We start from the raw sequence: 24,491 nt of genomic DNA, 5'->3' as shown, positions 1-24,491 counted from the left end.
CATGAATCTGAGCAAGGTCGACCTCAACCTTTTCATTGTCTTCGATGCGATCTACACCGAAGCCAACCTGACCCGCGCCGGGCAGATCGTCGGCATTACTCAGCCGGCCGTGTCCAATGCCCTGGCGCGTCTGCGCGAGACCTTCAACGACCCGCTCTTCGTGCGCACCGCCCAGGGGATGGTGCCGACGCCCATGGCCCAGAACATCATCGGTCCGGTGCGCAACGCCCTGTCGCTGCTGCGGGTATCGGTGCAGGAAAGCCGGATCTTCAACCCGTTGCAGGCCGTCAAGACCTACCGCATCAGCATGACCGACCTCACCGAAGGCGTGATCCTGCCGCTGCTGTTCCAGCGCCTGCGTCGCCTGGCACCCACCGTGGCGATCGAGAGCTTCCTCTCCAAGCGCCGTGAAACCACCAAGGAGCTGGCCGCCGGCCGCCTCGACTTCGCCGTGGACGCACCGCTCAACACCGACCCGCAGGTACGCCACGTCAAGTTGATGGAAGATCGCTACGTGTGCGCCATGCGCAAGGGCCATCCGTTAGCGGGCAAGGAAAAGATCAGTCTCGATGATTACCTGGCCCAGACCCACGTGCATATTTCCAGCCGCCGCAACGGGCTGGGTTATGTCGACCTGGCCCTCGGCAAGATGGGTATCCAGCGCAAAATCGCCCTGCGCTCCCAGCATTACCTGATGGCCTCCCAGGTGCTGCAACAAACGGACATGGTCATGACCGTCCCCGAGCGCTTTGCCCGTCGTCACGATCTGCACGCCTTCCTGTTACCCGTCAACGATGTGCCGCCGGTGGAAACCCACCTCTACTGGCATGAAAGCACCGACCAGGACCCGGCCAACCGCTGGATGCGCGAGCAGATGATCGAGCTGTGCCAGCAGGTGACGGCCCATGAGAAGAAGCTCGACAAGGTCTAGGCAATCAAAATTGTGGGAGCGAGCTTGCTCGCGATAGCGGTGGATCAGTTTGCATTCATGTTGAATGTGCCGCCGTCATCGCGAGCAAGCTCGCTCCCACAGGTTTTGTGTGCAAAACCTCATTGCTTGACGCGAACGTAAACCTGCCTTTAGCTTAGCGCCAGCCCCTTTCGTTTCGAGCGCGTCCATGAGCAGCCAGACCTACAGCATCTCCGACCTCGCCCGCGAGCTGGATATCACCACCCGGGCCATCCGTTTCTATGAAGAACAAGGCCTGTTGAGCCCGGAGCGACGAGGCCAGGAGCGCATTTATTCGCCGCGGGACAAGGTCAGCCTGAAGCTGATCCTGCGCGGCAAGCGCATTGGTTTTTCCCTGGCCGAGTGCCGCGAGCTGATCGAACTCTACGACCCCTCCAGCGGCAATCAGAAACAGCTGCACAGCATGCTGGCGAAAATCGCCGAGCGCCGGGAACAGCTCGAACAGCAATTGCTGGACATCGAACAGATGAAGCTGGAACTCGACACCGCCGAAGAACGCTGCATCCAGGCGCTGGAGCAGACGATCAAGGGCGAGGAAATCGTCCAGTAACACTTCCCCCCTGTGGGAGCGAGCTTGCTCGCGATAGCGGTATGTCAGTCAACATGGATGATGTCAGTTGCGCCGCTATCGCGAGCAAGCTCGCTCCCACAGGGGGCAGCATCGTTCTCGATACTTTGGCAACTCACTACAGGTCAATCCCCATGTCCCTCCCCTCCTTTGTACGCCTGATCGAAGTCGGCCCCCGTGACGGGCTGCAGAATGAAGCACAACCCATCAGCGTCGCCGACAAGGTGCGCCTGGTGGATGCCTTGAGCGCCGCCGGCCTGGGTTACATCGAAGTCGGCAGTTTCGTCTCACCCAAGTGGGTGCCGCAAATGGCCGGTTCCGCCGAGGTGTTCGCGCAGATCCAGCGCAAGCCCGGTGTGACCTATGGCGCCCTGGCGCCGAACCTGCGGGGTTTTGAAGACGCGCTGGCGGCGGGTGTAAAAGAAGTGGCGGTGTTCGCCGCCGCGTCCGAAGCGTTCTCCCAGCGCAATATCAACTGCTCCATCAAGGACAGCCTGGAGCGCTTCGCACCGATCATGGAAGCCGCCAAGCAGCACGGCGTCAGTGTGCGCGGTTACGTGTCCTGCGTGCTGGGCTGCCCGTATGAAGGTGCGGTCAAGCCTGAACAGGTGGCGTGGGTCGCTCGGGAGCTGTATGCCATGGGCTGCTACGAAGTCTCCCTGGGCGACACCATCGGCACGGGCACCGCCGGTGCCACCCGCAGGATGTTCGAGGTGGTGGGCGCCGAGGTGCCTCGGGACAAGCTCGCCGGTCACTTCCACGATACCTACGGTCAAGCCATGGCCAACGTATACGCCAGCCTGCTGGAAGGCATCGCGGTGTTCGACAGCTCCATCGCCGGCCTGGGTGGCTGCCCTTATGCCAAGGGCGCCAGCGGTAACGTTGCCACCGAAGACGTGCTGTACCTGCTCAACGGCTTGGGTATCGAAACCGGTGTCGACCTGGACGCCCTGATCGCCGCGGGTCGGCAGATCTGCGACGTCCTCGGCCGCCCTAGCGGTTCGCGTGTCGCCAAGGCCCGCAGCGCACAGTGAGGTGTTACCGCTGGCTTTGTAACAGCGGCGAAACGAGTAACACGGAAACAATTTGTCAGGTTTGGCGCGCCAGGTTTTTTAGCTAAAAATACAAGTCATTGATTTATATAGACTTTTAAAAGTTGGCACGCCACCTGCTATATCTCTTGCATAACAAGAATAAAAAAACGCAGCAAACCCAATAAAAACAAGACGAAACGACTCTGACATAACAAAAACAACACGGCAGAGACGCAGCTAACAGATTTTTTTGGAGAGGATGTGCTTTTCAGGGTGCTTTCAGGAGCAACCCGCAACCGGGCAGAGAACAATAAAACTACCTTCAGGTAGCTCCCGAATCGGTTGGATCGCAAGGCGAAAAAGCAGATCAGCGCTCAAAAAAATACGTTTGCTCTTGATCCCGGATGGGGATCGCCAAAAACAGCGGTAAAGGGCAACGGCTACCAAAAACAACAACAGGCCGCCCCTCAATAATAAAAAAAGAGCACGCGACGACAAAATTAAAGGGGAGCTTCGGCTCCCCTTTGTGCTGTCTGGCGTTTGGGATTTTCTTGTGGGGTCTTGCTTGCGAAGGTGGCCTGACAGGTGGCCTGGATTTTGTTGATTGAGTACATATCCGTTGCTGCGGTAATGGCGGCTGGCGGTTCCGCTCTTACAGCGGGTCACTTTTGGAAGAGCGCCAAAAGTAACCAAAAACGCTTTGCCCCACCACTTGGTGCCTCGCCTAGGCTCGGCATGCCCGAACGAAGGCATTGCTCCGTGGGCCGCCGCGAAGGGCCATCCATGGCCCAGCGCGGCTACCTCGGCATCCATGCCGAGGTGCCCACTGCGCAATGCCTGCGTTCGGCCAGCGTGGTTAACGGGGCGTTCAGATCAAGATCCAAAGCAAGGGCAAGGGCAAGAGCAAGAGCAAGAGCAAGAGCAAGAGCAAGAGCAGTGCACATGCCCGCATCTATGTGACTGAGCCACCGCTATCGCGAGCAAGCTCGCTCCCACACTGGATCTTCAGCAGACCCAAAGCCCATGTGCACCGCAAAACCTGTGGGAGCGAGCCTCCCACAGGATGAATGCGGTCACCCAGAACCAGGTCGGCTATCAGGCCGCCTCGCGGTGGACGTTGATCTCGGCGCCCCGTTAACCACGCTGGCCGAACGCAGGCATTGTGGAGTGGGCATCCCGGCATGGATGCCGGGATAGCCGCGCTGGGCCATGGATGGCCCTTCGCGGCGGGCCCACGGAGCAATGCCGGAGTGAGGGCACACCGAGCCTAGGCGAGGTGCCAAGTGGTGGGGCAAAAGCGCTTTGCTTACTTTCGCGCTCTTCGAAAGTGAGTCGCCGTAAGGGCGAAACCCTAAGCAGCCGTTACCGCAGCAACGGATATTCCCCCCTACGGCTGTTGGCCCTGTCGGGCTATTACCCTTGCAGCTTGAGCTCGAAAACGGCGGCACAGCCAACATTTATGTCGCCTGGCACACCGCCTTCGCGAGCAAGCCCCACACAGGGGATCTTGCTCAGCCTTCTCTATCGCGCAGTTCTTCGATGCTGATTTCGCGCATGCGGAATTTCTGGATCTTGCCGGTGACCGTCATGGGAAATTCTTCGACGAATTTGAAATGACGCGGCGTCTTGAAGTGGGCGATGCGCGCCTTGCACCAGGCTTGCAGTTCTTGTTCGGAGGCACTGTGGCCGGGATGAAACTTGATCCAGGCAACGATTTCCTCGCCATAGCGCGAACACGGGATGCCGATCACCTGCACGTCCGCCACTGCCGGGTGGGTGAAGAAAAACTCCTCCAGCTCACGCGGGTAAATATTCTCCCCGCCGCGGATGATCATGTCCTTGTTGCGCCCGACGATGCGCACGTAGCCCTGTTCGTCCATGGTCGCCAGGTCGCCGGTGTGCATCCAGCCATCCGGGTCGATGGCATCGGTGGTGCCCTTGGGGTTGTTCCAGTAACCGAGCATCACGCTGTAGCCGCGGGTACACAACTCACCGACAGCACCACGTGGGACGATATTGCCGGCCTCATCGATAATTTTGCTTTCCAACTGCGGCTGGGTGCGGCCGACGGTGGTTACGCGCAGTTCCAGTTCGTCGGTAGGACCGGTCTGCAATGACACCGGGCTGGTTTCCGTCATGCCGTAGGCAATCTGCACTTCGGCCATATGCATTTCATTGATGACCCGTCGCATCACTTCGATGGGGCATGTGGCCCCGGCCATGATGCCAGTGCGCAGGCTGGACACGTCGAAGTCGCCCCGCTGCGGCTGGTCCAGCAGGGCGATGAACATGGTGGGCACGCCATACAGTGCCGTGGCTTTTTCCTCGGCCACGGCCTTTAGCGTCAGCAACGGGTCGAAGGCATCGTTGGGGTAGATCATGGTGCAGCCATGGGTCATGCAGCCCAGGTTACCCATGACCATGCCGAAGCAATGGTAGAGCGGCACCGGGATCACCAGCCGATCGTCGGCCGTCAGGCCCAGGCTTTCGCCGACCATGTAACCGTTATTGAGAATGTTGTGATGACTGAGGGTAGCGCCCTTGGGGAAGCCGGTGGTACCGGAGGTGTACTGGATATTCACCGGTTGATCGGACCGCAGGCTGGATTGGCGTTCGGCCAGTTGTGCAGGCGTCACCGCCGCACCCAGGACGGCCAGTTGCGACCAGGGCAGGAAACCTGCCGGCGGCTGGGAATCGAGGCTGATCACACCGCGCAAATCCGGCAAGCGTTCGCTCTGCAGGTGGCCCATCGATTGCTCCGCCAGCTCGGGTGCCAGCGTTTGCAACATGGCGTGATAATCCGAGGTCTTGAACGCCCCGGCACACACCAACCATTGGCATCCGGATTGTTTCAGCACGTATTCGAGCTCAGAGACGCGATAGGCCGGATTGATGTTGACCAGAATGACGCCGATCTTCGCACTGGCGAACTGGCTGATGCACCACTGGGCGCAATTGGGCGCCCACACGCCAAGGCGATCGCCGGTTTTCAAGCCTAGCGCCAGCAAGGCTCGGGCGTGCAGATCGACGGCCTCGGCCAGTTGTTGCCAGGTGTAACGCAGCGATTGATGGCGAACCACCAACGCCTCGCCCTCCGGATAGCGCGTCACGGTCTGGTCGAAAACCTCGCCGATGGTCTGGGCCAGCAAAGCCTTGGCCTGGGAGCCACGGGTGTAGCTGTGCTGCGAATGCGAACCGGGTTGATCCATGACGCCCCCTCTTGTCTTTATTAGTGGGTGTAGCGGTGAATCTCATGCTCAGATGCGTTGGGTAAGAGCTGTTCGAGCGCACTTACTCTGGCCCAAGTTGACGTTAACGTAAAGGGCGATTGACAGCCTCTCGCCGCAGGCTTACGTTAACGTAAAGGTGAGAGCGATTTCGCCACTCTCCGCACCCGATAAAAAAGCCAAAGGTGTCCCATGAGCTACCCATCCCTGAACTTTGCCCTCGGCGAAACCATCGACATGTTGCGCGACCAGGTGCAGGCCTTCGTCAAGGCCGAACTGGCGCCGCGAGCAGCGCAGATCGATATCGACAACCTGTTTCCCGCCGACATGTGGCGCAAGTTCGGCGACATGGGCCTGCTGGGCATTACCGTACCGGAAGAATACGGCGGCGCTGGCCTGGGCTACCTGGCCCACGTGGTGGCGATGGAAGAAATCAGCCGTGGTTCGGCCTCGGTCGCCCTCTCCTACGGTGCCCACTCCAACCTCTGCGTGAACCAGATCAACCGCAACGGCAATCACGAACAGAAAACCAAATACCTGCCCAAGCTGATCAGCGGCGAACACATCGGTGCCCTGGCGATGAGCGAGCCGAACGCCGGCTCCGACGTGGTCTCGATGAAACTGCGGGCCGACAAGCGTGGCGACAAGTACGTGCTCAATGGCAGCAAGACCTGGATCACCAACGGTCCCGATGCCAACACCTACGTGATCTACGCCAAGACCGACCTGGAAAAGGGCCCCCACGGCATCACCGCTTTCATCGTCGAGCGCGACTGGAAAGGCTTCAGCCGCAGCAACAAATTCGACAAGCTCGGCATGCGCGGCTCCAACACCTGCGAGCTGTTCTTCGATGACGTCGAAGTGCCGGAAGAAAACATCCTCGGCACACTCAACGGTGGCGTGAAAGTGCTGATGAGCGGCCTCGACTACGAACGCGTCGTGCTCTCTGGCGGCCCGACCGGGATCATGCAGGCCTGCATGGACCTGATCGTGCCCTACATCCACGACCGCAAGCAGTTCGGCCAGAGCATTGGCGAATTCCAGCTGATCCAGGGCAAGGTCGCCGACATGTACACCCAGCTCAACGCCAGCCGCGCCTACCTGTATGCCGTGGCCCAGGCCTGCGAGCGCGGCGAAACCACCCGCAAGGACGCCGCCGGGGTGATCCTCTACAGCGCCGAACGCGCCACGCAAATGGCCCTCGACGCGATCCAGATCCTCGGCGGCAATGGCTACATCAACGAATTCCCGGCCGGTCGTCTGCTGCGTGACGCCAAGCTGTACGAAATCGGTGCTGGTACCAGTGAGATTCGTCGGATGTTGATCGGCCGCGAACTGTTCAACGAAACCCGCTAACGGAGCTGACCATGGCCACGCTGCACACTCAGCTCAACCCGCGCTCGCCGGAGTTCATCGCCAACCGCGATGCGATGCTCGGACACGTCGAGGCCCTGCGCACCCTGCTCGCGCAAGTTCGCCAAGGCGGCGGTCCCAAGGCCCAGGAACGGCACACCTCGCGGGGCAAGTTGCTGCCCCGTGAACGCATCAACCGGCTGCTGGACCCGGGCTCGCCGTTTTTGGAAATCAGCCCGTTGGCAGCCCACGAAGTCTATGGCGAAGACGTGCCGGCGGCCGGCGTGATTGCCGGCATCGGCCGCGTGGAAGGCGTCGAATGCATGATTGTCGCCAACGATGCGACGGTCAAAGGTGGCTCCTACTACCCGCTGACGGTGAAAAAACACCTGCGCGCCCAGACCATCGCCCAGCAGAATCGCCTGCCCTGCATTTACCTGGTGGACTCCGGCGGCGCCAACCTGCCGCGCCAGGACGAGGTGTTCCCGGACCGCGAGCACTTCGGGCGGATCTTCTTCAACCAGGCCAACATGAGTGCCCAGGGCATCCCGCAGATCGCCGTGGTCATGGGTTCCTGCACCGCCGGTGGCGCTTATGTGCCGGCCATGGCGGACGAGGCGATCATGGTCCGCCAGCAGGCGACGATTTTCCTCGCCGGCCCGCCGTTGGTGAAAGCTGCCACCGGTGAGGTGGTCAGTGCCGAAGACCTGGGCGGCGCCGATGTGCACTGCAAGATCTCCGGCGTGGCCGACCATTACGCCGACAGCGACGAACATGCCCTGGCCCTGGCCCGCCGCAGCGTGGCCAACCTCAATTGGCGCAAACAGGGCGAGTTGCAGCATCGTCTGCCGATTACCCCGCTCTACTCGGGCGAGGAGCTGTACGGCGTGGTTTCGGCCGACGCCAAGCAACCGTTCGATGTGCGGGAAGTGATCGCGCGCCTGGTGGACGGCTCGGTGTTCGACGAATTCAAGGCGCTGTTCGGAACGACGCTGGTGTGCGGCTTCGCCCACTTGCACGGCTACCCGATCGCGATCCTGGCCAACAACGGCATTCTCTTCGCCGAAGCCGCGCAGAAAGGCGCGCACTTCATCGAACTGGCCTGCCAGCGCGGGATCCCGCTGCTGTTCCTGCAGAACATCACCGGCTTCATGGTTGGGCAGAAATACGAAGCCGGCGGCATCGCCAAGCACGGGGCCAAACTGGTGACGGCCGTGGCCTGCGCGAAAGTGCCGAAATTCACCGTGATCATCGGCGGCAGTTTCGGCGCGGGTAACTACGGCATGTGCGGCCGCGCCTACGACCCGCGGTTCCTGTGGATGTGGCCGAACGCGCGGATTGGCGTGATGGGCGCCGAACAGGCGGCCGGCGTGCTGGTGCAGGTCAAGCGTGAACAAGCGGAACGCAGCGGCCAACCCTTCAGCGCCGAACAGGAAGCCGAGATCAAGCAACCGATCCTCGATCAGTACGAAGAACAGGGTCACCCCTACTATTCCAGTGCCAGGCTGTGGGACGACGGTGTCATCGACCCGGCCCAGACCCGCGACGTGCTGGGCCTGGCCTTGTCTGCGTCACTGAACGCGCCTATCGAACCGAGCCGCTTCGGCGTGTTCCGGATGTAAACGGGGAATGTCCATGGATAACTTCAACACCCTCGAACTGCACACCGACCCACGGGGCGTTGCCACCCTGTGGCTCAGCCGCGAGTCGAAAAACAACGCGTTCAACGCCGAAATGATCCGCGAGCTGATCCTGGCCCTGGACCACGTCAGCAGCGATCCAAGCTTGCGCTTCCTGCTGATCCGCGGTCGCGGCAAGCATTTCAGCGCCGGCGCCGACCTCGCCTGGATGCAGCAATCGGCCGAGCTCGACTACCACACCAACCTCGATGACGCCCGGGAACTGGCGGAGCTGATGTACAACCTCGCCAAGCTGAAGATTCCTACGCTGGCCGTCGTCCAGGGCGCCGCGTTCGGTGGCGCGCTGGGGCTGATCAGCGCGTGTGACATGGCCATTGGCGCCGATGAAGCACAGTTCTGCCTGTCGGAAGTGCGCATTGGCCTGGCGCCGGCGGTGATCAGCCCGTTCGTGGTGCAGGCCATCGGCGAGCGTGCCGCGCGTCGTTATGCCCTGACGGCGGAACGCTTCGACGGGCAACGTGCGAAAGAAATCGGTTTGCTGTCGGAAAGTTACCCGGCCGAGGCCCTGGATTATCAAGTCGAACAATGGATCGACAACCTGTTGCTCAACAGCCCGGCGGCCATGCGCGCCAGCAAGGAACTGCTGCGTGAAGTCGGCAACGGCGCCCTTACCCCGGCGCTGCGGCGCTACACCGAAAATGCCATCGCCCGCATCCGCGTCAGCCCGGAGGGCCAGGAAGGCCTGCGGGCTTTCCTGCAAAAGCGTGCGCCGAACTGGCAAGCCGAATCGAATAACAAGGAGCCGCGTCGATGAGCGCCCCTGCCCTCACCACGTTGCTGGTGGCCAACCGTGGCGAAATCGCCTGCCGCGTAATGCGCACCGCCAAGGCCATGGGCCTGACCACCGTTGCTGTCCACAGCGCCACCGACCGCGATGCCCGCCACAGCCGTGAAGCCGACATCCGCGTCGACCTGGGCGGCAGCAAGGCCGCCGACAGCTACCTGCAAATCGACAAGCTGATCGCCGCAGCGAAAGCCAGCGGCGCCCAGGCCATCCACCCCGGTTATGGCTTTCTGTCCGAGAACGCCGGGTTCGCCCGGGCGATTGAAAGCGCCGGGCTGATCTTCCTCGGCCCACCGGCCTCGGCCATCGATGCCATGGGCAGCAAATCGGCGGCCAAGACCTTGATGGAAACCGCCGGGGTGCCCCTGGTGCCCGGTTATCACGGCGAAGCCCAGGACCTGGAGACCTTTCGCGACGCCGCCGAGCGCATCGGCTACCCGGTATTGCTCAAGGCCACGGCCGGCGGTGGCGGCAAGGGCATGAAAGTCGTCGAGGACGTCAGCCAACTGGCCGAAGCCCTGGCCTCGGCCCAGCGTGAAGCGCAGTCCTCGTTCGGCGACTCACGGATGCTGGTGGAAAAGTACCTGCTCAAGCCACGCCATGTGGAAATCCAGGTATTTGCCGACCAACACGGCAACTGCCTGTACCTCAACGAACGCGATTGCTCCATCCAGCGCCGCCACCAGAAAGTCGTGGAAGAAGCCCCCGCCCCCGGCCTGACCCAGCAACTACGCCAGGCCATGGGTGAAGCCGCCGTGCGCGCAGCCCAGGCGATTGGTTACGTCGGGGCGGGCACGGTGGAGTTCCTGCTGGATGCGCGGGGCGAGTTTTTCTTCATGGAAATGAACACCCGGTTGCAGGTCGAGCATCCGGTCACCGAAGCGATCACCGGACTGGACCTGGTAGCTTGGCAGATCCGCGTCGCCCAGGGCGAACCCTTGCCGATCACTCAAGCGCAAGTGCCGCTGCTCGGTCACGCCATCGAAGTACGGCTATATGCCGAAGACCCGGTCAACGATTTCCTGCCGGCCACCGGACGCCTGGCGTTGTATCGCGAATCGGCCGAGGGTCCGGGCCGGCGGGTCGACAGCGGGGTTGAAGAAGGCGATGAAATCTCGCCGTTCTACGACCCGATGCTCGGCAAGCTGATTGCCTGGGGTGAAGACCGTGAACAGGCGCGCCTGCGGCTGTTGAGCATGCTCGACGAGTTTGCCATTGGCGGGCTGAAAACCAACATCGGGTTCCTGCGCCGAATCGTGGCCCACCCCGCCTTCGCGGCAGCAGAGCTGGACACCGGATTTATCCCACGTTACCAGGCGCAATTGCTGCCAGAGCCGGGCGAATTGGATGACGCATTCTGGTTCGCAGCCGCCCAGGGCTTCGCCTTGAGCCTGACACCGCGCGTGCGCGGCGATGATGCCGACTCGCCCTGGGCCAGCACCACCGGGCTGCGTCTGGGGCTGCCAAGGGAGACCACCTTGCACCTGAGCTGCGAAGGCCAGGATCGCGCGCTGACGCTGGACGTTAGCGCCCATTGCGCGGAACTCGAGGGCGAGCAACTGGTGATAGAGCACCACGGCCTGCGCCGCAGTCATCGCGCCATTCGCCAGGACGACAGCCTGTATCTGCAATGGGCGGGTGACCTGCACCGGATCGACCTGTACGACCCGTTGGCCGCCGCCGAGGCCAGCCACAGCCATCAAGGTGGCCTGGCCGCGCCCATGAACGGCAGTATCGTCCGGGTATTGGTGAGTGTCGGCCAGCCGGTGGAGGCCGGGGCTCAACTGGTGGTCCTGGAGGCCATGAAAATGGAGCACAGCATTCGTGCGCCCAAGGCCGGGGTGATCAAGGCGCTGTATTGCCAGGAAGGCGAAATGGTCAGCGAAGGCAGCGCCCTGGTGGCGTTCGAAGAATAGGCATCGGCCCGCTCCCAGGGCCGATCCAGTCAGAACCTGATGGTGGCCTGCACCACCACACCGATGAGGCGACATTGCTCGGTGTACAGGTTTTTCGGGTAAGTCGGGTTGAGCGGAACCAGGTAACGCTGCCCGCTCTCTTCGATCAATTTGCGAAAGGTCGCGTCACTGCTGCCGGGCAAGCAGGCGACCACCAGTTTGCCAGGCACCGCCTCGATGGCCGGATCCACCAGGATCGACATGCCCTCGGGAATGCTCAAGCCGCTGGGTGCGGTCATCGCGTCGCCCACCACCACCAGCCAGAACGCGGCTCCCAGGGCGTGGTAGTCCGTCAGCTCGTAGCGCGCCTGGCTATAGGCGCCAGGATCGCCTTCGCGAACCTCGCCAACCTCGTGCCATTCACTGACCGGGTAGCGGAAGTACGGGTTGTACTTCTGCGCCAGAGCCATGCCTTCGTCCGTGGAGGTGTCCGGCTCGCGAATCACCATCGCCACTTCCAGGAACTCCAGCCCCAGCTCCCGCAGGACCCGGTTCATGTCTTCGACACTGGGTTGCCGGCGCCTGGTCAGCCAATGGCCGACGCCGCCCTGGGACATTCCCAACCGTTCTGCGAGCACCACTTGCGTGATGCGCAGCTCCTTCATCTTGGCCTTGACCAACTCTATCCATTTATCCATGTGCGGCACGATACGTGGATGACTCCGGCCATTCAAAACACAAATTGTAGTATTTAAATTATCGTCACAATTACGATAAGTACTACTCTGGATTCAGGAGTTCAGCCCCACATACGGAGATTTTCATCACCATGGATACACCCAACAAAGACCAACCCGGCAGCCCTTTCGACAGCACATTCCCTTCCTTGCAGGATTGCCCGGCGGCCAAACGCGCCCTCGACTACTACTTGAAACCAGGTGTTTCGCAGGCACAGGCAGAACATCGTTTCTTCGACGTCAACCACAGCGTCAGCGCAGAAGAAGCCCTTGTTCACGCCTGCGACCTGCTGCGCTGTGCGGCGGCGACCGCCCACGAGTCCGCCAACCAGTTGAACGGTTCGAGCCGTGACCTGGCATTTTCGGTGGTGCACATGATTGATCTGGTCAAGGTGATGCTTGACCGATCCCTGGATCGCTACCCGACTCGCTAGGGATAACACTTGGGAATGTCGTCGCGAACGCGGACGACGAGAAAAAATTTTCCAATCGATGCGATAAAACCATTTGACTTGCAAATGATAATGATTATTATTGCACCAACTGATCGCGAGATCAGTCGATAGACCAGAAGACCTTAGGTCGGACTTCTGGAATATCTCCTCATCAGGCTAATCACGGTTTTTGACCCGGCTTTTTGCCGGGTCTTTTTTTGCCGATTTTTCGGCTTATGGCTTCAGGCTAATGAAGTCTTTTTGGGTGCTGCCAATTCGATGGCGGCGATGATAGCAAATGAATATCCGTTGGCAAGAGACGCCCCGCCACACAGGCGAAAACTATCGACAACCAGCGCTTGAGAATCAATTGCAGACTCTCTAAGCTGGCTCGGCGTCCAGGGAGGACGCCCCCTCGTTTACGTGACGTAAATCGTCTCGGTTCCCCCCATCTTGCGTGTACAGTAATGGCCATGAAAATCCTCTCCAGGAATCGTGACCGTGGCTAAATCTTCCTTTGATATCAGCGCCAATTTCGACAGCGGCAACATCGAGGTCGTCGACATCAGCAACCCGCTGCAGTCGTTGCTCAAGATCAGGCCCGACACCCGCAGCGCCCATTTCCAGTGGTTCCACTTCAAGGCCAGCGGCCTACACGTCGGCCAGGAGTATTCCTTTCGGCTGCTCAACGCCAGTCAATCGTCTTATAACAAGGCCTGGACGGGCTACCAGGCCGTTGCCTCCTACGATCACGTCAACTGGTTCCGCATTCCGACCCAATTTGAAGGCGACGCCCTGCGCTTTTATCTGGAGACCGAACAGACCAACGCCTGGTTCGCCTACTTCGAACCCTACAGTCGCGGCCGACATGATTGGCTGATCGAGCAAGCGCAGCACAAGGCCGGCACCGAACTATTGGCCGTCGGTAAAAGCGTGGAAGGCCGTGACATTCAGCTGCTGCGCAAAGGCAGCGGTGCGCAAGGCCGGCGCAAAGTCTGGATCATCGCCCAGCAGCATCCCGGCGAGCACATGGCCGAGTGGTTCATGGAGGGCGTGATCGAACGCCTCCAGCAGCATGACGATGCGCAACTGAACCAGTTACTCGCCAAAGCCGATCTGTACCTGGTGCCGAACATGAACCCGGACGGCGCATTCCACGGGCATCTGCGGACCAACGCCATGGGTCAGGACCTCAACCGTGCCTGGCAGAACGCCAGTCCGGAAATCAGCCCCGAGGTCTTTTTCGTCCAGCAGCAAATGGAAAAGTACGGCGTCGATCTGTTCCTCGATGCTCACGGCGATGAGGAAATCCCCCACGTCTTCACCGCCGGTTGCGAAGGCAACCCGGGCTACACGCCACGCATTGCCGAACTTGAAGAGCGCTTTCGCAGCCATCTCAAGCATCAGACCAAAGACTTCCAGACTGCTTACGGCTACACCCGCGACGAACCGGGCCAGGCCAACATGACCCTGGCCTGTAACGCGGTCGGCCAGAAATATGACTGCCTGTCCCTGACCCTGGAAATGCCGTTCAAGGACCACAACGATCACCCGAACCCGATCACCGGCTGGTCTGGCAAACGCTCGATGCAACTGGGCAAGGATGTGTTGAGCACCATCGAGGCCATGGTCGACGAATTACGCTGATCCGATGACCTGATCATGTCCCTCGTCTAAGGTGAACACCTGTGGCGAGGGAGCTTGCTCCCGCTCGGCGTTGTAGGAGCTGGCGAAGCCTGCGATCTTTTGATCTTTCACTTGAAATTCAAGCGCCAGTGGAAAGATCGCAGCCTCGCTTCGCTCGGCAGCTCCTACAGACACCACCCAGCGGGAGCAAGCTCCCTCGCCACAGGCTTCATCAGCCTTTGCCGCGCAACATACTGTCCAACACCTCATCCCGGCGCACCCAAGCGTGAAACAACGCCGCCGCCAGATGCACCAGCACCGTCACGAACAACAGGTAAGCCAGGTACCCGTGGGCCTTGCGCAGCAGTGCGAACGTCTGGGCATCGGCCGGCAGAATCGACGGCAGTTGCAACGAGTCGCCGAGCATCACCGGATCCCCCGCCGCCGAAATCATGCCCCAGCCCAACAACGGCAGGACCAGCATCAGGGCGTACAACAGCACATGCGAGGCGTTTGCCGCCAGCACTTGCCAGGCCGGCAGATCCGCCGGCAGCGGCGGTTGGCGGGTGGTAAAACGCACCGCCAGGCGCACGATCACCAACAGCAAAATCGCGATGCCCAATGGTTTGTGCAACTGCAGCAGCCATTCATGGCGTTCGGACACCGAGGCGACCATGCCCGCGCCGATGAACAGCATGGCGATGATCATCACTGCCATCAGCCAGTGCAGCAGCCGGGCCAGCGGTGCAAAGTGACGAGGGGCGCTCATGGGCGGGACTCCTGTTTGGCGGCCAACTGGCTCACTTCGCTGGTACGGCGCAGATAGGAACTGGCATAGGCGGCGGAGCGCGCGACCAATAGCGGGTCTTCGGAACCTTCGATCCCTTGGGGCAGGATCAGCGGGTCATAGTTGATGTCGCGGCATTCGCCGTTGTCCTGCGCCTGGGTGCGCTCCAGCACCAATGTGCCGGCATTGAGTACCTTGCGGTCGGCGGGCCAGGCCTTGCTGGCATCGTTCACCGGGTCCCCGGGGTTGGCCAGGGTGATGTTCAACTGCCAGCGCAACGGCCCGGCGGCGAGACGCTTGGCCAAGTCTTGCTCGAGGAAGTCGGCCCCCTGAGGTGGCATCGCATCCGCAGCATCCTGGGTCATCGGCACCACGCCCCAGCGCACCGCCTGGCGCTGCCCGGTGGGGTTGACCAGATAAAACGCGTTGATGCCGTTGTAGGTTTCGGTGGCATAACTGGCCGACGGCTTGGCGGTCTTGATCCATTGCAGAAACGGCACCGCTTCGGGGTGCGCGGCAAAGAACGCCGGTACGGCCGCAGGGTTCGGTTTCCCTGTGGCAGGGTCCGGCGACTGGGCTTGTTGGAGTTGGTAGAAGGCTTCGGGCGTGCCCACCGGAAACACCGGCATGCTGTTCATGCCGGTGCGCCATTGCTGGCCGTTGGCCTGGGTAAAGCGCAGTGCCAGGCTGCGAATCGGCACACTGCCGTCCGGTGCATAGGGATTGCCGCTGGGCAAGGCGAAACGCCCAACCACTGGCGTTTGCGGCTGCGAGAACACTTGGGCGCTGGAATAGCCGCTGGCCTCGCCCGTGCTTTGGAAATAGCCCGCGACGCAGACACCTTTTGAGTGGTTGCGTCGAAAGCCCGGGTGAACGCCGTTGTTTTTTTCCAGCACAGTGACCAACGCCTGCGGTGTCAGGCGCTGTGGGTCGAGGCTGCCATTGACGTAGGCAAACGCCCCGGCCAGCGCGGCAACAATCACGGCGATGCCGCTCAGGCGCAATGTCAGGCCGGCGGCACTCAAGGGTGGCCGGCTCGACGAGGGTGAAGGATCAACCATGAGAAAGCTCCAGGGCTCGGGGCCATTTGTTGGAAAGGACCCGTCAGACGAAAGCCCGGCAGGTTTATTCCCACGCCTCGTATTTATTTTTCCTGCACTGGAATAATCTCGTTTGCGGGTCGTCTTTCCAGTCCCGGTGCAGTGACTGCCCACAGAAGCCACACCCCTATGAACGCATTCGACGAACAGTTGCGCGAGCTCATCCCCAGGCTACGGCGTTTTGCCGTGTCGCTGACGCGCAACCCGAGCAACGCCGACGACCTGGTGCAGATGTGCCTGGAACGGGCATTGTCCAAGTGGAACGACAAGCGTCCGGACGGCGATCTGCGGGCCTGGCTGTTTTCGATTCTGTACCGGCAGTTTCTCGACGGCCATCGCCGCTCCCGACGGTATGCGCGCATGCTGGAGTTTTTCACCGGCCGCGACGATGCCCACCCTTCGGCCGAGCGCAGCGTGATCGCGCAATCGTCCCTGCAAGCCTTCGATCAACTCACGACGGAACAACGTGCACTGTTGTTGTGGGTGTCGGTGGAAGGCTTGAGCTACCAGCAAGTCGCCGACATCCTCGGCGTGCCGACCGGCACGGTCATGTCCCGCCTGTCCCGCGCTCGCCAGGCCCTGCGCCAACTCAGCGACGGCGAAATCACCCGCCCTACCCTGCGGATACTCAAATGATCAGCATGCCCCCCAGCGACAGCGACCTGCACGCCTACGTCGATCGCCAACTGAGCGAGGCCGACCAGCGCCTGGTGCAGGCCTACCTGGCCAACCAGCCGGAAGTCGCCGCCCGGGTCCGCGCCTGGCAACAGGACGCGCAGCACCTGCGCACGGCCCTGAGCGGCGCCTTGCAACAGCCGCCCAATCCGGATCTCGACCCGGCCATGATTCGCCAGCACCTGAAACATCGCTCCCGCCGCCACCTGGCCAGCGCCGCGGTGTTGCTGCTGGCCGTCAGCGTAGGCGGGGTCAGCGGCTGGCAGGCGCGACAAATGACCCTGCTCAGCGCCGCAGCCCCCATGGCTGACGCTCTACAGGCGTACCGGTTGATTGCCCAGCAGGGCATCCTTCCGGCCGATTACCAGACCGGCGACGAGCAGAGCATGCAAGGCTGGCTCGACCGCTACTTCACCCAGGCCGACCGGCTGCCAGACCTATCGGGTACGGGCTTCAAGCCGGTCAGCGGGCGCTTGCTCAGCACCGAACAAGGCGCGGCGGCGATGGTGGTCTATCAGGACCCGAGCGGTCAGAAAATCAGCTTCTACGTGCGCCCACCCGGCCCGAAAAATTTCCTCCTGCCGCGGGGCAGTCGTCGCGAGGGCGAATTGCAAGCCGAGTACTGGTCCGGGCCGGGCTACAACTATGCGATGGTCATCCCCAGTGATACGCCGACGGTGCAGCGGCTCAAGCAGACCCTGAAGTTCTGAACCCCCTACCCACAGGGGATACAGGCTGCTCTTGAGAGTCTGTTCAGCCCTGCCCAAACACCTGCGAAGGCCTGCGCAGCAATGGGTCGAACGGGTTGATCCGCGGTCCGATCAGGGCTGCCTCGCGCTTGAGCATGTCCACCACCGTCGGCAGGCGATCGGGCCCCAGGCGGTCGCTCACCGTTGCCACGCTCAAGGCGGCCACGGCCCGGCCGTCACGGTCCAGGATCGGCACGGCCACCCCGGCCATGCCTTGCAATACGCCAGTATTGCGCCCGGCGTAGCCCAGCGTGCGCACGTTCTCCACTTCCGAACGCAGGAAGACTTCGTCGTACAAATGGAAATCCTTGAGCCGCGGCAGGTTGTATTGAATCACCGTGTCGCGCTCTTCCTCCGGCAGAAACGCCAGGATCGCCAAGCTGCCCTGCCCCACGCCCAACGCCACGCGACCACCGATGTCGCCCGTGAACGTGCGGATCGGAAACGGCCCCTCGCTGCGGTCCAGGCAGACCGCATCGAAACCACTGCGCGCCAGCAAAAACAACGAGTCCCCGAGGGAGGCCGACAACCGCAGCATGGCTGGGCGCACCAGTTCGCGCAGGTTGCCGGTGTTGCCGGCGCGGGCGGCCAGGGCGAAGAACTCCAGGCTCAAGCGGTAGCGTTTGCTACGTGCGTCCTGCTCGACCATGCCTTCGTCCATCAGGCTGCGCAACAAGCGATGCGTGGTGGGCTGGGACAGGCCGATGCGCTGGGCCAATTGCGTCACCCGCTCCCCGCCCTCGGCGGTGCCACCCAGGCTGCGCAACACGGCAAACAGCCGGGAGACCGCGCCGACACCGACTTCGCCTTTCTCATTATTCCGATCAGTGGAATCAGACATGCCATTTCTCATTATTAAATTTACTCACTGAATGAAACTGAAAATAGTCTTCGCTTCAGTGAAATAGTCCATTGAGCCCATCCTATTCTTCGTCCTACTCTTCGTCCAGACAGGGGCGATTCGAACAACAGCGGCAGCCGACTCAAGGTCGAGCACCAACGCACCCCAGCAACACCCTTTCGTATCTGCCCATAAAAAAGCGCGCCCGCAGGCGACGCATAACAATCCCAGGTGGAGCGCAGCTATGGCTTTTGTGCAACTTGAAGGACTTGGCAAACGTTACGGCGATATCGACGCCGTGGTCGCCACCAACCTGTCGGTGGAAAAAGGCGAGTTCGTCTCGCTACTGGGACCTTCCGGCTGCGGCAAGACCACAACCCTGCAGATGATCGCCGGCTTCGTCGAAGTCAGCAGCGGGCGCATCCTGCTGGACGGTCGCGACATTACCCACGCCAAGCCCGCCAGCCGTGGCCTGGGTGTGGTGTTCCAGAGCTACGCGCTATTTCCCCACATGACCGTCCAGGACAACGTCGCCTTCGGCCTGCGCATGCGCAAAGTGGCCACTGCCGAGCTGCAACAACGGGTGGACCGGGTGTTGAAACTGGTACGCCTGGACCGCCACGCCGACCGCTACCCGCGAGAACTCTCGGGCGGCCAGCGCCAACGCGTGGCACTGGCCCGAGCGCTGGTGATCGAGCCGCCAGTGCTGTTGCTCGACGAGCCACTGTCCAACCTCGACGCCAATTTGCGCGAAGAGATGCAATACGAAATCCGCCGCATCCAGCGCGAAGTCGGGATCACCACGCTGATGGTAACCCACGACCAGTCCGAAGCCCTGTCGATCAGTGACCGGGTCGTGGTGATGCAGGCCGGGCGCATCACCCAGATCGATGCGCCGTACACCCTTTACGAGCACCCGCGTACCGAATTCATTTCCGGCTTCGTCGGCAAAGCCAACCTGCTGCCCGGCATGCGGGACAGTGCGGGTGTCGTTCAAGCCTGCAGCCAGGGCAATGGCGACCTGATCCTGAGCCTGCGTCCGGAAAAAATCGACCTGTGCGAGGCCGGTTCAGGCCGACTGCAAGGCACCCTCATCAGCCGCTTCTTCCTTGGCAGCCAATGGCTGTACGGCGTCTCGACCAGCCTGGGTGAACTCTGCGTGGTGCGCCGCAACGACGGCTCCGCGCCCCTGGTAGAAGGCACGGCGGTGGGCCTGGATTGGGACCCGGCGCTGCTGCGGGTACTGAGCGCGGACGAGGTGCCGGCATGAAGCTGATCGATGCGATGCGCCGCTGTCGCCAAGGCTACCTGATGTCCGCGCCGGCCCTGGCCTTGTACCTGGGCCTGCTGGTCATTCCCTTGGGCTTGACCTTGGTCCTGTCGTTCAACGTCTTCGACTACAGTTCGGGCATCAACGGCGACGCCTATACCTTCGAGCACTACACCAGCCTGCTGGGCGATCCGTACTTCTACGAGATCTTTTTGCGCACGTTCTGGATCAGCGCCCTGACCACTTTGCTGTGCGTGCTGATCGGCGTGCCCGAGGCGTACATCCTCAGCCGCATGGGCGCGCCGTGGCGTTCGATTTTCCTGATCCTGATTCTCACCCCGCTGCTGATTTCAGTGGTGGTGCGGGCCTTTGGCTGGAGCCTCCTGCTCGGCGCCGACGGCTTGGTCAACCAGGCCCTTCAAGCCTTCGGCGGCGCGCCGGTGAAGCTGCTTTATACGCCGTTCGCCGTGGTCATCGCCCTGGTCCACGTGATGTTGCCGTTCATGATCATTCCGGTCTGGACCTCGCTGCAGAAACTCGACCCGGCCGCCGAACAGGCCGCGCTGTCCCTGGGGGCCAGCCAATTCACGGTGATCCGCAAAGTGGTGCTGCCGCAGATCATGCCCGGCGTGCTGTCCGGCACGCTGATTGTGTTCGGCCTCGCCGCCAGCTCCTTCGCGATTCCCGGCCTGCTCGGCGGACGGCGTTTGAAGATGGTCGCCACGCTGATCTACGACCAGTACCTGTCGGAACTGAACTGGCCGATGGGCGCGGCCATTGCCGTCGCGCTGCTGCTGCTCAACCTGCTGATCATGCTGTCGTGGAACCGGATGATCGAAGGCCGCTACAAGAAGTCATTGGGGTAATGGGTCATGTCTAGAAACGGTCCTTTCGCGCTGCTGTTTCACGCCCTGGTGGTGGTCTTCATGCTCGCGCCGCTGGTGGTGGTCTGCCTCGTCGCCTTCACCCCGGAAAACACCCTGAGCCTGCCGACCACCGAGTTTTCCCTGCGCTGGTTTCGTGCGGTGTTCGAGCGCGCGGATTTTGTCGACGCGTTCTACAACAGCCTGGTCCTGGCGTTCTGCGCGGCCTCGCTGGCGACGTTGATCGCGGTGCCGGCGGCCCTGGCGATCACCCGGCTCGAGTTCCCCGGCCGGGACTTCTTCAACGGCCTGTTCCTGTCGCCAATCATCATTCCGCACCTGGTGCTGGGGGTGGCATTGCTGCGCCTGTTTGCGCTGATGGGCGTGAACGGCAGCTTTGCCTGGCTGATCTTCGCCCACGTGCTGGTGATCACGCCCTACGTGTTGCGCCTGGTGCTGGCCTCGGCCATCGGCCTGGACCGCAGCGCCGAACAGGCCGCGCAATCGTTGGGGGCCGGGCGCTTCACGCTGTTCCGGCAAATCACCTTGCCGATGATCCTGCCGGGGGTGGCCGGGGGCTGGCTGCTGGCGTTCATCAACAGTTTCGATGAAGTCACGCTGTCGATCTTCGTCACCTCGCCGGCCACGCAAACCTTGCCGGTGCGCATGTACGTGTACGCCACCGAATCCATCGACCCGATGATGGCGGCGGTGTCGGCGCTGGTCATCGCGCTCACCGCGCTGACCATGATTCTGCTCGACCGGGTCTATGGCCTGGATCGGGTCCTGGTAGGCAAACAATGAGGGCACCATGGCGCTGCTGAAACGACTGGCCGAAGGCGACCGCCCGGCCCTGGACTTTACCCTCGACGGCCAGCCTGCCACCGGCCTGCTGGGGGACACGCTGCTGACCGCCGTGCTGACCTGCAGCGAACACCTGCGCGGCAGCGACTTCAGCGCCGAGCCCCGGGCCGGTTTCTGCCTGATGGGCGCCTGCCAGGACTGCTGGGTGCGCCTGGGCGACGGCCGCCGCGTCCGCGCCTGCTCGACCCTGCTCGAAGCCGGCCAGCACATCAGACGCGAACCGGGGCGCCAGGTATGAACACCGTCGACTGGCCTGGCCTCATCGCGAGCAAGCTCGCTCCCACAGGGGAGTTGCGGCGTGTGCGCAACCAACATCCACAACAGATCCAATGTGGGAGCGAGCCCGCTCGCGAAAACGGTCTGTCTGCTGCCGCTGTTGTCGCATGTGCCGCCGTCATCGCGAGCAGGCTCGCTCCCACAGGGGAACTGCGGCGAGCGCTAAACCAGCATCCACAACCGATCCAGTGTGGGAGCGAGCTTGCTCGCGATGACGGTTTCGAGCGCAGCACAAATCCCCCGGTCCAGCCAATGAGGTGGCGATGAAACCAATAGCCATCATCGGCGCCGGCCCCGCCGGTATCCGTGCCGCGCAGACATTGGTCGCCCACGGCCTGTACCCGGTCCTGCTGGACGAAGCCGCCCACGGTGGCGGGCAGATCTATCGGCGCCAACCGGCTAATTTCAAGCGCTCGCCAGTCAAGCTCTATGGCTTCGAAGCGCACAAGGCCAACGCCATCCACCAGACGCTCGACGCATTGCGCGGACAGCTCGACTACCGCCCCGACACCCTGGTGTGGAACGCCGAAGCCGGCCTGCTCGATACCCTGCATGAAGGCCGCGCCGACCGCCTCGAGTACGCCAGCGTGATCGTCGCAACCGGCGCCACCGACCGGATCCTGCCTGTACCCGGGTGGACCCTGCCAGGGGTCTACAGCCTGGGCGCGGCGCAGATTGCCCTGAAATTCCAGGGGTGTGCCATCGGTGAGCGGGTGGTGTTCGCCGGCAGCGGCCCCTTGCTGTATCTGGTGGCCTATCAATACGCCCGGGCCGGCGCCAACGTGGTCGCGGTGCTCGACAGTTCGCCCTTTGGCGCCCAGGTCCGCGCCCTGCCCCGCCTGCTGGCACAACCGGCCACCCTCGCCAAGGGCCTCTATTATCGCGCCTGGCTGACCGCCCACGGCATCGCCGTGCATCAAGGCGCGAGCCTGTCGGGTCTCGATGGCGAACGGCGGGTGCAGTCGTTGAAATGGCGCAACGCCAACGGCGAACACACCCTCGACTGCGACGCGGTGGCCTTCGCCCACGGCTTGCGCAGTGAAACCCAACTGGCCGACCTGCTGGGTTGCGAGTTTTCCTGGAGCGCCCTCAACCGCGCCTGGCTGCCACGACGCGACGGCGCCGGACGCAGCAGCGTGCCGGGGATCTACCTGGCCGGTGACGGTGCCGGCATCATGGGCGCCGACGCCGCTGAAATGGCCGGTGAACGGGCGGCCCTGGCCTTGCTCGAAGACATTGGTTATCTGATCGACCCGCAGCGTTGCACTCAGCTGGAACAATCCCTCGAACGCATCGGCCATTTCCGACTGGGCCTGGAACGTGCGTTTGCCTTTCCTGAAGCGTGGGCCGCCGATGCTGCCGATGACCTGATGATTTGCCGCTGCGAAGAAGTCAGCGCCGGCGACATCCGCCAGGTGGTGGGCCAAGGCCATTGGGAGATCAATCGGGTCAAGGCGCATTGCCGGGTCGGCATGGGCCGTTGCCAGGGACGAATGTGCGGTGCCGCCGCGGCGGAAATCATTGCCCGCGAAAGTGGCCGCACCGTGTCCAGCATCGGCCGCTTGCGGGCCCAGGCGCCGATCAAGCCCGTGCCGTTCGGCCTGGAGGTCGAGCCATGATCGAAGTGGATGCAGTGATCATTGGCGGCGGCATCGTCGGCGCCTCCGCCGCGTTGTTCCTGAGCCAGGCCGGACGCCGGGTGGCGTTGCTGGAGCGCGACTTCTGCGGTTCGCACTCCAGCGGCGTGAACTACGGCGGTGTGCGCCGCCAGGGCCGGCCGCTGTCGCAATTGCCCTTGTCGCAACGGGCCCATGAAATCTGGAGCCAGTTGCCACAGTTGATTGGCATCGACGGCGAGTACCAGCGCAGCGGTCATTTAAAGCTGGCCCGCAGCGCTGAAGATCTGCAAGCGCTGCACGACTACGCTGCCGCCAGCCAGGGCTTTGGCCTGGATCTGCAACTGCTCGATCGCGAGGCCCTGCGCACCCGTTTTCCGTGGGTCGGCACTGTTGCGGTCGGGGCGTCGCTGTGCCCGGACGACGGCCACGCCAATCCACGCCTGGTATCGCCAGCCTTTGCCCAGGCCGCTCGCCGACATGGCGCGCAAGTCCACGAACAATGCGCCGTCAGCAACGTTGTACATGACGGCCAGCGCTTTGCCGTACACACCGCAACAGGCCTGACGTTCCACGCGCCCTGGCTGCTGAACTGCGCCGGTGCCTGGGCGAGCCAGTTCGCCGCGCAGTTCGGCGAAGCGGTGCCGATGTACGCCGGGCACCCGGCGATGCTGGTCACCGAACCCTTGCCCTTGGTCATGGACGCCAGCACTGGCGTCGAGGGCGGCGGTATCTATGCCCGCCAAGTCTCACGCGGCAATTGCGTGCTAGGCGGCGGCCAGGGTTTTGCCTTGGACACTGCACGCGCCCGCCCCGGCCAGAACGCCGTGCTGGAAATCCTGCGCCAGGCCGTCGAGCTCTATCCATTCCTGGAAGGCGCCCAGGCGATTCGTACCTGGAGCGGCACCGAAGGTTATCTGCCCGATCGCCAGCCGGTGATCGGCCACAGCAGCACCCAGCCCGGTCTGTTGCACGCATTCGGCTTTGCCGGCGCGGGCTTCCAGATCGGCCCGGCGGTGGGCCAGGTGCTCACCGAGATCATCTGCAGCGGGGCTTCGACCACGCCGCTGGATGCGTTTTCCATCACCCGGTTTCACTCCATCTCCGTTGCTTGATAGAGGA

The 24,491-nt window shown here is 62.4% G+C and carries 23 protein-coding genes; 17 read left to right on the top strand and 6 right to left on the bottom strand.

Annotated features, from left to right (window positions below; all coding sequences use genetic code 11):
- Position 1: 1 nt before the first annotated feature.
- The 3 genes from QMK47_RS10975 (at position 2) to QMK47_RS10965 (ending at position 2,572) form a co-directional block, all read left to right on the top strand.
- Positions 2-931 (top strand): LysR family transcriptional regulator, encoded by a 930-nt coding sequence (locus QMK47_RS10975; protein WP_003200002.1) that lies wholly within the window; start codon positions 2-4, stop codon positions 929-931.
- Positions 932-1,118: 187 nt separating this feature from the next.
- Complete coding sequence (locus QMK47_RS10970) at positions 1,119-1,520, top strand: MerR family transcriptional regulator (protein WP_057447765.1); 402 nt, start codon at positions 1,119-1,121, stop codon at positions 1,518-1,520.
- Positions 1,521-1,672: 152 nt separating this feature from the next.
- The gene (locus QMK47_RS10965) at positions 1,673-2,572 is read left to right on the top strand and encodes a hydroxymethylglutaryl-CoA lyase (protein ID WP_003199998.1); all 900 of its coding nucleotides are present in this window, start codon (positions 1,673-1,675) and stop codon (positions 2,570-2,572) included.
- A gap of 279 nt (positions 2,573-2,851) precedes the next feature.
- Here the strand turns inward: QMK47_RS10965 and QMK47_RS10960 are convergent, their stop codons facing one another.
- A complete protein-coding gene (locus QMK47_RS10960) occupies positions 2,852-3,385 on the bottom strand; it encodes a hypothetical protein (protein ID WP_320390575.1) in 534 nt (177 codons plus the stop codon).
- A gap of 698 nt (positions 3,386-4,083) precedes the next feature.
- Positions 4,084-5,781, bottom strand: coding sequence for an AMP-binding protein (locus tag QMK47_RS10955; protein WP_320390185.1), 1,698 nt, complete (start codon positions 5,779-5,781; stop codon positions 4,084-4,086).
- 210 nt (positions 5,782-5,991) lie between these two features.
- On the opposite strand from QMK47_RS10955, the gene QMK47_RS10950 reads away from it, so the two are divergent.
- From QMK47_RS10950 to QMK47_RS10935, 4 genes are read left to right on the top strand one after another with little or no spacing between them, the layout of a single operon-like run.
- Positions 5,992-7,155 carry an isovaleryl-CoA dehydrogenase gene (locus QMK47_RS10950; protein ID WP_014339274.1) on the top strand — a complete coding sequence of 388 codons (1,164 nt, stop codon included), beginning with the start codon at positions 5,992-5,994 and terminating at the stop codon, positions 7,153-7,155.
- Positions 7,156-7,166: 11 nt separating this feature from the next.
- Positions 7,167-8,774 carry a carboxyl transferase domain-containing protein gene (locus QMK47_RS10945; protein ID WP_253473131.1) on the top strand — a complete coding sequence of 536 codons (1,608 nt, stop codon included), beginning with the start codon at positions 7,167-7,169 and terminating at the stop codon, positions 8,772-8,774.
- 13 nt (positions 8,775-8,787) lie between these two features.
- Positions 8,788-9,606 carry a gamma-carboxygeranoyl-CoA hydratase gene (locus tag QMK47_RS10940; protein ID WP_018602285.1) on the top strand — a complete coding sequence of 273 codons (819 nt, stop codon included), beginning with the start codon at positions 8,788-8,790 and terminating at the stop codon, positions 9,604-9,606.
- The gene (locus QMK47_RS10935) at positions 9,603-11,552 is read left to right on the top strand and encodes an acetyl/propionyl/methylcrotonyl-CoA carboxylase subunit alpha (protein ID WP_320390184.1); all 1,950 of its coding nucleotides are present in this window, start codon (positions 9,603-9,605) and stop codon (positions 11,550-11,552) included. The genes QMK47_RS10940 and QMK47_RS10935 overlap by 4 nt, the downstream gene beginning before the upstream one ends.
- A gap of 29 nt (positions 11,553-11,581) precedes the next feature.
- On the opposite strand, the gene QMK47_RS10930 is transcribed toward QMK47_RS10935, so the two are convergent.
- On the bottom strand, positions 11,582-12,229 hold the full coding sequence (locus QMK47_RS10930; RefSeq protein ID WP_046064773.1) for a LexA family protein: 648 nt from the start codon (positions 12,227-12,229) through the stop codon (positions 11,582-11,584).
- Positions 12,230-12,360: 131 nt separating this feature from the next.
- On the opposite strand from QMK47_RS10930, the gene QMK47_RS10925 reads away from it, so the two are divergent.
- Together QMK47_RS10925 and QMK47_RS10920 are read left to right on the top strand one after the other, a co-directional pair.
- Positions 12,361-12,702 (top strand): DUF6124 family protein, encoded by a 342-nt coding sequence (locus QMK47_RS10925; protein WP_253473125.1) that lies wholly within the window; start codon positions 12,361-12,363, stop codon positions 12,700-12,702.
- A 495-nt stretch (positions 12,703-13,197) separates the two neighbouring features.
- Positions 13,198-14,349, top strand: coding sequence for a M14-type cytosolic carboxypeptidase (locus QMK47_RS10920; RefSeq protein ID WP_253473122.1), 1,152 nt, complete (start codon positions 13,198-13,200; stop codon positions 14,347-14,349).
- Positions 14,350-14,560: 211 nt separating this feature from the next.
- On the opposite strand, the gene QMK47_RS10915 is transcribed toward QMK47_RS10920, so the two are convergent.
- The gene (locus tag QMK47_RS10915) at positions 14,561-15,097 is read right to left on the bottom strand and encodes a cytochrome b (protein WP_320390183.1); all 537 of its coding nucleotides are present in this window, start codon (positions 15,095-15,097) and stop codon (positions 14,561-14,563) included.
- Positions 15,094-16,176, bottom strand: a complete 1,083-nt coding sequence (locus QMK47_RS10910) for a catalase family peroxidase (RefSeq protein ID WP_253473116.1) — start codon at positions 16,174-16,176, stop codon at positions 15,094-15,096. The genes QMK47_RS10915 and QMK47_RS10910 overlap by 4 nt, the downstream gene beginning before the upstream one ends.
- A gap of 168 nt (positions 16,177-16,344) precedes the next feature.
- Here QMK47_RS10910 and QMK47_RS10905 point away from each other — a divergent pair, with 168 nt between their 5' ends.
- Together QMK47_RS10905 and QMK47_RS10900 are read left to right on the top strand one after the other, a co-directional pair.
- On the top strand, positions 16,345-16,851 hold the full coding sequence (locus tag QMK47_RS10905) for a sigma-70 family RNA polymerase sigma factor (protein ID WP_018602303.1): 507 nt from the start codon (positions 16,345-16,347) through the stop codon (positions 16,849-16,851).
- Complete coding sequence (locus tag QMK47_RS10900) at positions 16,848-17,600, top strand: anti-sigma factor family protein (protein ID WP_214508995.1); 753 nt, start codon at positions 16,848-16,850, stop codon at positions 17,598-17,600. Before QMK47_RS10905 ends, QMK47_RS10900 begins: the two co-directional genes overlap by 4 nt.
- 43 nt (positions 17,601-17,643) lie before the next feature.
- Here QMK47_RS10900 and QMK47_RS10895 read toward each other — a convergent pair whose 3' ends face one another.
- A complete protein-coding gene (locus QMK47_RS10895) occupies positions 17,644-18,480 on the bottom strand; it encodes an IclR family transcriptional regulator (RefSeq protein WP_253473113.1) in 837 nt (278 codons plus the stop codon).
- Positions 18,481-18,724: 244 nt separating this feature from the next.
- On the opposite strand from QMK47_RS10895, the gene QMK47_RS10890 reads away from it, so the two are divergent.
- From QMK47_RS10890 to QMK47_RS10865, 6 genes are all read left to right on the top strand, one after another.
- Positions 18,725-19,750 carry an ABC transporter ATP-binding protein gene (locus QMK47_RS10890; protein ID WP_320390182.1) on the top strand — a complete coding sequence of 342 codons (1,026 nt, stop codon included), beginning with the start codon at positions 18,725-18,727 and terminating at the stop codon, positions 19,748-19,750.
- Positions 19,747-20,616 (top strand): ABC transporter permease, encoded by an 870-nt coding sequence (locus tag QMK47_RS10885; RefSeq protein ID WP_320390181.1) that lies wholly within the window; start codon positions 19,747-19,749, stop codon positions 20,614-20,616. Before QMK47_RS10890 ends, QMK47_RS10885 begins: the two co-directional genes overlap by 4 nt.
- 6 nt (positions 20,617-20,622) lie before the next feature.
- Positions 20,623-21,417: an ABC transporter permease gene (locus tag QMK47_RS10880; protein WP_320390180.1), complete on the top strand. Its 795-nt coding sequence runs from the start codon at positions 20,623-20,625 to the stop codon at positions 21,415-21,417.
- Between the two features lie 7 nt (positions 21,418-21,424).
- Positions 21,425-21,715 (top strand): (2Fe-2S)-binding protein, encoded by a 291-nt coding sequence (locus tag QMK47_RS10875; RefSeq protein ID WP_320390179.1) that lies wholly within the window; start codon positions 21,425-21,427, stop codon positions 21,713-21,715.
- Positions 21,716-22,016: 301 nt separating this feature from the next.
- The gene (locus QMK47_RS10870; protein WP_320390178.1) at positions 22,017-23,372 is read left to right on the top strand and encodes an FAD/NAD(P)-binding oxidoreductase; all 1,356 of its coding nucleotides are present in this window, start codon (positions 22,017-22,019) and stop codon (positions 23,370-23,372) included.
- Positions 23,369-24,484 (top strand): FAD-dependent oxidoreductase, encoded by a 1,116-nt coding sequence (locus QMK47_RS10865; protein WP_320390177.1) that lies wholly within the window; start codon positions 23,369-23,371, stop codon positions 24,482-24,484. Before QMK47_RS10870 ends, QMK47_RS10865 begins: the two co-directional genes overlap by 4 nt.
- Positions 24,485-24,491 lie beyond the last annotated feature (7 nt).

This window comes from Pseudomonas sp. P9_35, assembly GCF_034008205.1.
Taxonomy (GTDB): domain Bacteria; phylum Pseudomonadota; class Gammaproteobacteria; order Pseudomonadales; family Pseudomonadaceae; genus Aquipseudomonas; species Aquipseudomonas kilonensis.
Note: the sequence above shows the minus strand (reverse complement) of the source record. Positions and strands in the feature narration are given on the sequence as shown.

Excerpts from the sequence above, each read along its gene's own strand:
- QMK47_RS10975 (WP_003200002.1), top strand. The coding sequence starts at position 2 with ATGAATCTGAGCAAGGTCGACCTCAACCTTTTCATTGTCTTCGATGCG.
- QMK47_RS10970 (WP_057447765.1), top strand. The coding sequence starts at position 1,119 with ATGAGCAGCCAGACCTACAGCATCTCCGACCTCGCCCGCGAGCTGGAT.
- QMK47_RS10965 (WP_003199998.1), top strand. The coding sequence starts at position 1,673 with ATGTCCCTCCCCTCCTTTGTACGCCTGATCGAAGTCGGCCCCCGTGAC.
- QMK47_RS10960 (WP_320390575.1), bottom strand. The coding sequence starts at position 3,385 with ATGGATGCCGAGGTAGCCGCGCTGGGCCATGGATGGCCCTTCGCGGCG.
- QMK47_RS10955 (WP_320390185.1), bottom strand. The coding sequence starts at position 5,781 with ATGGATCAACCCGGTTCGCATTCGCAGCACAGCTACACCCGTGGCTCC.
- QMK47_RS10950 (WP_014339274.1), top strand. The coding sequence starts at position 5,992 with ATGAGCTACCCATCCCTGAACTTTGCCCTCGGCGAAACCATCGACATG.
- QMK47_RS10945 (WP_253473131.1), top strand. The coding sequence starts at position 7,167 with ATGGCCACGCTGCACACTCAGCTCAACCCGCGCTCGCCGGAGTTCATC.
- QMK47_RS10940 (WP_018602285.1), top strand. The coding sequence starts at position 8,788 with ATGGATAACTTCAACACCCTCGAACTGCACACCGACCCACGGGGCGTT.
- QMK47_RS10935 (WP_320390184.1), top strand. The coding sequence starts at position 9,603 with ATGAGCGCCCCTGCCCTCACCACGTTGCTGGTGGCCAACCGTGGCGAA.
- QMK47_RS10930 (WP_046064773.1), bottom strand. The coding sequence starts at position 12,229 with ATGGATAAATGGATAGAGTTGGTCAAGGCCAAGATGAAGGAGCTGCGC.
- QMK47_RS10925 (WP_253473125.1), top strand. The coding sequence starts at position 12,361 with ATGGATACACCCAACAAAGACCAACCCGGCAGCCCTTTCGACAGCACA.
- QMK47_RS10915 (WP_320390183.1), bottom strand. The coding sequence starts at position 15,097 with ATGAGCGCCCCTCGTCACTTTGCACCGCTGGCCCGGCTGCTGCACTGG.
- QMK47_RS10910 (WP_253473116.1), bottom strand. The coding sequence starts at position 16,176 with ATGGTTGATCCTTCACCCTCGTCGAGCCGGCCACCCTTGAGTGCCGCC.
- QMK47_RS10905 (WP_018602303.1), top strand. The coding sequence starts at position 16,345 with ATGAACGCATTCGACGAACAGTTGCGCGAGCTCATCCCCAGGCTACGG.
- QMK47_RS10900 (WP_214508995.1), top strand. The coding sequence starts at position 16,848 with ATGATCAGCATGCCCCCCAGCGACAGCGACCTGCACGCCTACGTCGAT.
- QMK47_RS10895 (WP_253473113.1), bottom strand. The coding sequence starts at position 18,480 with ATGTCTGATTCCACTGATCGGAATAATGAGAAAGGCGAAGTCGGTGTC.
- QMK47_RS10890 (WP_320390182.1), top strand. The coding sequence starts at position 18,725 with ATGGCTTTTGTGCAACTTGAAGGACTTGGCAAACGTTACGGCGATATC.
- QMK47_RS10885 (WP_320390181.1), top strand. The coding sequence starts at position 19,747 with ATGAAGCTGATCGATGCGATGCGCCGCTGTCGCCAAGGCTACCTGATG.
- QMK47_RS10880 (WP_320390180.1), top strand. The coding sequence starts at position 20,623 with ATGTCTAGAAACGGTCCTTTCGCGCTGCTGTTTCACGCCCTGGTGGTG.
- QMK47_RS10875 (WP_320390179.1), top strand. The coding sequence starts at position 21,425 with ATGGCGCTGCTGAAACGACTGGCCGAAGGCGACCGCCCGGCCCTGGAC.
- QMK47_RS10870 (WP_320390178.1), top strand. The coding sequence starts at position 22,017 with ATGAAACCAATAGCCATCATCGGCGCCGGCCCCGCCGGTATCCGTGCC.
- QMK47_RS10865 (WP_320390177.1), top strand. The coding sequence starts at position 23,369 with ATGATCGAAGTGGATGCAGTGATCATTGGCGGCGGCATCGTCGGCGCC.